The sequence below is a fragment of the Nostoc sp. CHAB 5715 genome, from assembly GCF_020829685.1.
Lineage (GTDB): Bacteria > Cyanobacteriota > Cyanobacteriia > Cyanobacteriales > Nostocaceae > Nostoc.
Map to the genome: position 1 here is coordinate 1 of NZ_JAIVFR010000668.1, position 4,349 is coordinate 4,349.

The 4,349-nt window shown below is 42.0% G+C and carries 6 protein-coding genes and 2 pseudogenes; 6 read left to right on the forward strand and 2 right to left on the reverse strand.

Annotation, left to right across the window (positions count from 1 at the left end):
• The first annotated feature begins 658 nt into the window (after positions 1-658).
• From LC574_RS28620 to LC574_RS28630, 3 genes are all read left to right on the forward strand, one after another.
• Entirely contained in the window at positions 659-1,741 is a 1,083-nt protein-coding gene (locus LC574_RS28620) for a sulfonate ABC transporter substrate-binding protein (RefSeq protein ID WP_229457032.1), read from the forward strand.
• Positions 1,742-1,813: 72 nt separating this feature from the next.
• On the forward strand, positions 1,814-1,903 hold the full coding sequence (locus tag LC574_RS28625) for a pyridoxine 5'-phosphate synthase (RefSeq protein ID WP_229457028.1): 90 nt from the start codon (positions 1,814-1,816) through the stop codon (positions 1,901-1,903).
• Between the two features lie 84 nt (positions 1,904-1,987).
• A complete protein-coding gene (locus LC574_RS28630) occupies positions 1,988-2,473 on the forward strand; it encodes an SAM-dependent methyltransferase (protein ID WP_306422170.1) in 486 nt (161 codons plus the stop codon).
• A gap of 77 nt (positions 2,474-2,550) precedes the next feature.
• On the opposite strand, the gene LC574_RS28635 is transcribed toward LC574_RS28630, so the two are convergent.
• Complete coding sequence (locus LC574_RS28635; protein ID WP_229457029.1) at positions 2,551-2,874, reverse strand: type II toxin-antitoxin system PemK/MazF family toxin; 324 nt, start codon at positions 2,872-2,874, stop codon at positions 2,551-2,553.
• The gene (locus LC574_RS28640; protein WP_229457030.1) at positions 2,868-3,128 is read right to left on the reverse strand and encodes an AbrB/MazE/SpoVT family DNA-binding domain-containing protein; all 261 of its coding nucleotides are present in this window, start codon (positions 3,126-3,128) and stop codon (positions 2,868-2,870) included. Before LC574_RS28640 ends, LC574_RS28635 begins: the two co-directional genes overlap by 7 nt.
• 109 nt (positions 3,129-3,237) lie before the next feature.
• Between LC574_RS28640 and LC574_RS28645 the strand changes: the two are divergent.
• From LC574_RS28645 to LC574_RS28655, 3 genes and pseudogenes are all read left to right on the forward strand, one after another.
• Positions 3,238-3,378: pseudogene (locus LC574_RS28645) on the forward strand (multidrug ABC transporter permease); the annotation flags it as partial.
• Between the two features lie 19 nt (positions 3,379-3,397).
• Positions 3,398-3,871: a MarR family winged helix-turn-helix transcriptional regulator gene (locus LC574_RS28650; protein WP_229457031.1), complete on the forward strand. Its 474-nt coding sequence runs from the start codon at positions 3,398-3,400 to the stop codon at positions 3,869-3,871.
• A pseudogene (locus LC574_RS28655) lies at positions 3,867-4,043 on the forward strand (MFS transporter); the annotation flags it as partial. The gene LC574_RS28650 and the pseudogene LC574_RS28655, both read left to right, overlap by 5 nt.
• Positions 4,044-4,349 lie beyond the last annotated feature (306 nt).

A 4,349-nucleotide genomic window follows, 5' to 3' on the forward strand; every position in this document is an offset into this window, starting at 1 on the left:
ATGTCACCGCAGGCATAAGCATCAACAACTTTCTGACGCAAGTCGAGAGAGTAGGCTTTCATAGCGACCAGTTATCAGTAGAATTGTTCTCTCCTAAGTGTACTGAACTGGACTGATAACCGCTATACTTAGCTTGAACGGTGTGTCACAAGAATTCGTAATTGCTAATGGGCTACGAAGACAGTAACTCGTAGTTACAATCAGTGGGAGTTTGAACTCTCTACTGTCTTGTTGACCACTAAATCTGCATATTGAGTGCTTGCTCTATACCATTTAATTACGAATTACTGTCTTCTCTACGAGAGGCTTTGCGAACGTAGCAGGGCTAGCCTATTACGAATTATTTCAACCTTTCTCCATGTGCATAGATAAAATAGTTATCTGTCAGGTTCACATTAGCATGAAAACCTACTTGCTTTAGCTTATCTTGAAGTTCATCAGGCTGATAAAAAATTTTGACAATCTGAAATTCTTAGATTTGACGTTGCTATGACTTTTAGGGAAAATTTCTTATTCAGCGAATAAACTTGCATTTCAGCTTTAATTATGTGATATTTTTATCATTCTACAGTAATACGGTAAATCAGTAAACTTGCCGGAGTTACGCCGGAGTTTTGCTGTAGTCTGATATTAATTTACCCTTAAAAGCAGAGTGATGATGTTGACTAAGTTCTTTCCAACCCGACTGTTGGGTATGGCTTTTGCCTTCCTTGAAAGGTTCCAACAACGAAGAATCCGCACTTTTTCCCTACTGTTTGGAGTGGGACTTAGCTTAACTCTGGCTGTCTCTGCTTGTTCTCCAAGCGCAAGCAACAACTCTGGCACACCGCAGGCAACCCAAGCCCCCAGTCCAGCAGCTAGCAGTATCACAGTTCGCATAGGCTACCAGAAAGCGTCAACTGTTCTCTATGCGCTGAAGGCGAGAGGAGAATTAGAAAAAGCTTTCGCAGCTTCAGGAACTTCCGTAACTTGGTCGGAATTTCCCGCTGGCCCCCCAATGCTTGAGGCATTGAATGCAGGCAGCATTGATTTTGGTTATACCGGAGAATCACCACCGATATTTGCTCAAGCTGGGGGTATTCCTTTGGTTTATGTTGCCTACGATCCTTGGAGTCCCAAGGCTGAAGCTATTCTGGTGCCCAAGGATTCACCTATTAAAAGTGTGGCTGAACTCAAGGGTAAAAAAGTGGCTTTTGCCAAAGGTTCTAATGCTAACTACCTATTAGTGAAAGCGCTGGAAAAAGCAGGGGTACAGTACAGTGACATTCAACAAGTAACTCTCACTCCCGCCGATGCTCGTGCTGCATTTGAGCAAAAAAACGTTGATGCCTGGGCAATTTGGGACCCGTACTTAGCCGCAGCAGAAGCAGCAACAGGCGCACGTACCTTAGTAGACGCGACGGGATTAGCTCCCAATCGTGGTTATTATCTGGCTGCAAAATCTTTTGTTGATGCCAAGCCAGATTCTTTGAAAATAGTTCTCGATCAGGTGAAGAAAGTTAGTGACTGGGCAAAGAATAATCCTAGTGAAGTTGCTAAATTTCTTTCCCCTGCTTTGGGTATAGATGTTCCTGTGTTGGAAATAGCAGAAAAGCGGCGTGAGCATGATGTACTTTCGCTCACAGATGAAGTAATTAATAAACAACAAGAGGTTGCAGATAGCTTCTACAAAATTAAATTGATTCCGAAAGAAATCAAAGTTAAGGAAATTGTTTGGCAAGGCAAAGTGAATAATTCGTAATTCGTAATTTTTGAATTACGGATTAGCCCATTTATTATTTGTCAGTGACACAGTTTTTGGTGGACAGGTAATATGACCAATCTCAGCGTTAACCTTAACAAAGTCGCTTTACTCAGGAATGCTCGAAATTTTGGTAAACCGAGTGTGGTAGAAATCCCTTGACAGTTGTAAAAGAACTTGACGTGCTTCTGAATGATTGCCGTCTCGCAGTGAATACAACTATACCAATTTTCCGGTGATGAAATATTGCAAAGATTTAATGAAGTAGTAGATAATATCATTAACCAAGTCAAGGCTACATCGAATGATTGGGTATGGAGCTATCATAAATCCCCTGATGATTTGCGGCACAATCGAGTCAAAGTTATTCAAGAATTTCTGTCTGATTATGAAACTGGCAAAAAGAGCAACAGGTACGCAGTTGGAGAATTGCCAAAATTAGCTTATGATCATCAACAATTTGATATAGCTCTTTGTTCGCATTTATTGTTTTTATATTCAGATCACCTAGATTACGATTTTCACCTAAACTCAGTAGGTGAGATGCTGCGTATTGCTAAAGAAATCCGAATATTTCCCCTGATAACTTTAATGTGGAAACATTCACAACATTTAGATGAAATAGTTCAATATTACACTTCAAAGGGTTACAAAATAGATATTGAAAAGGTTGAATATGAACTACAGCCTGGTGGAAATAAAATGTTGAAGATAACCAGAGATGTTATCTAATTCGTATTCATAGAAAATTGGTATAACCATTACGGTGGAATCTCATAACCATCCGGTGTATAGGATTGTTAGACAGATTATTCAGCAAACATTTCAGCCAAGGTATCTAAAACTGCTTTTTGTTCATCAGAGTCAATCTGACCTAGCTTTTTGACTAATCGAGTTTTGTCAACTTTACAAATTTGATCTAGAACAATTTGCCCTTCCTTGCTTTGAAACTGACAAGCAACACGAGTCGGATAAGATTGTCCTTTAGTTGTCATCGGAGCAACAATAACCGTGGCAATATATTTATTCATCTCATCTGGTGAAATTATTACACAGGGTCTTGTCTTCTGAATCTCACTGCCAATCGTTGGGTCGAGGTTAACCAAAAACACATCAAATCGATTGACTACCACTCCCACTCTAGATGCTCCCACTCTGTAGTTACGGCATCATCGAGCAGTGCATCGTCGTGTTGCTTCGCCATTGTTGCAAATGCTTCATTCCACCCCTTACGCGATTGAGAGGCTGCACGGACAATTAAGTGACAATCTTGAACTTCAATTTCCACCTCTTCACCAATACCACTTTGTTCCAGCAGAAGTTTAGGAATGCGGATACCTTGAGAATTCCCAATTTTAACAATACGGGTTCTAATTGCTGTCCCCATGAGGATACTTATGTTGATTGTAATTACATTGTGATTACTAATCAGGATTTTGTCAAGAAGCACTCAATTTTTCAATAATTTTTAATGCGATCGCTCTAGCGCTGGAAATGAGCTTGACGGCTTACGCAGCACCATGCTGTTAAACGGCACTAGCATCTATGGCTTTGGTCTGGATTGTACAATTCTCTTATTAACATTAATAATTTTGGCCATCATTGGTGGAAAACTTTATCCACGGGTGGCCATGTAACTAGGAGAACAACAAGCCCATGACCTTGGATAAACCTAATCAAGGTGTAACTTCCGAAGAATGTGCCGCTAGAGTAATGGAAACAGTTCCATTAGTGATGCGGTTTATCCGAGCGGATATGCGTGCCCATAGTGCCGCTTTTTTATCTATACCTCAGTTGCGATCGCTAGCATTTATCAACCGTAATCCTGGTGCTTCATTATCTGATCTGGCAGACCATTTAGGTGTCACCTCTGCCACGGCATCAGCAACCATAGAACGCTTAGTACAACGCGACTTTGTAAAACGCTGCGCTCATCCTCAAGAGCGGCGGCGGGTGCTGCTCAATTTAACTGAAGATGGAAAACATCATCTCAAGCAATCCCAAGATCAAACTCGCGCTCATATTACCGATCTGCTGAAAGGTCTTACAGAAGACCAAATTTTCAATATTGAAGAAGGCTTAACTCTACTAAAAAATGTCTTCGAGAAAATAGAACTTAAAGCCCCATAACTTTGAGGTTGCACAACACGATCCCTTTGCAGCCTTTAAGTTTCGAGACTATCGGCTATTTAGCATTGGACGGCTAGTGCTGTTCGTGGGGTGGCAAATGCAAACTGTTACAATTGGCTGGGAACTCTATGAGCGGACGAACTGGGCGATCGCTTTAGATGGTGTAGCAATACTACGTAGGTTTTGGCTAAAAAATAAAAATGTGTAGGTTGGGGCAGCCCTGCGCCCTTGCGGTTTCCCGACTTGTTCGCGCAGCGTCTCCCCTTGGGAGAAGCAAGTGGCGTTTGAGGAACGTAGACCCGAAGGGGCTTCCCGCAGGGTAACCCAACATTTTGAGGGGTTTGTTGGGTAATATCATGTCCGCCAAATTACCCATAATAAAAGAACCCCACCCCCAACCCCTCCCCGCAGGCGGGGAGGGGAGACAAAGCACAGCTTTGGCGGGGTGGGGTTCTTCGGGTTTAATAAGCAATCAAGC

Bases quoted from the DNA above. Each gene is read 5' to 3' on its own strand.
- LC574_RS28620 (WP_229457032.1), top strand. From the start codon at position 659: ATGTTGACTAAGTTCTTTCCAACCCGACTGTTGGGTATGGCTTTTGCC.
- LC574_RS28625 (WP_229457028.1), top strand. From the start codon at position 1,814: ATGACCAATCTCAGCGTTAACCTTAACAAAGTCGCTTTACTCAGGAAT.
- LC574_RS28650 (WP_229457031.1), top strand. From the start codon at position 3,398: ATGACCTTGGATAAACCTAATCAAGGTGTAACTTCCGAAGAATGTGCC.
- LC574_RS28640 (WP_229457030.1), bottom strand. From the start codon at position 3,128: ATGGGGACAGCAATTAGAACCCGTATTGTTAAAATTGGGAATTCTCAA.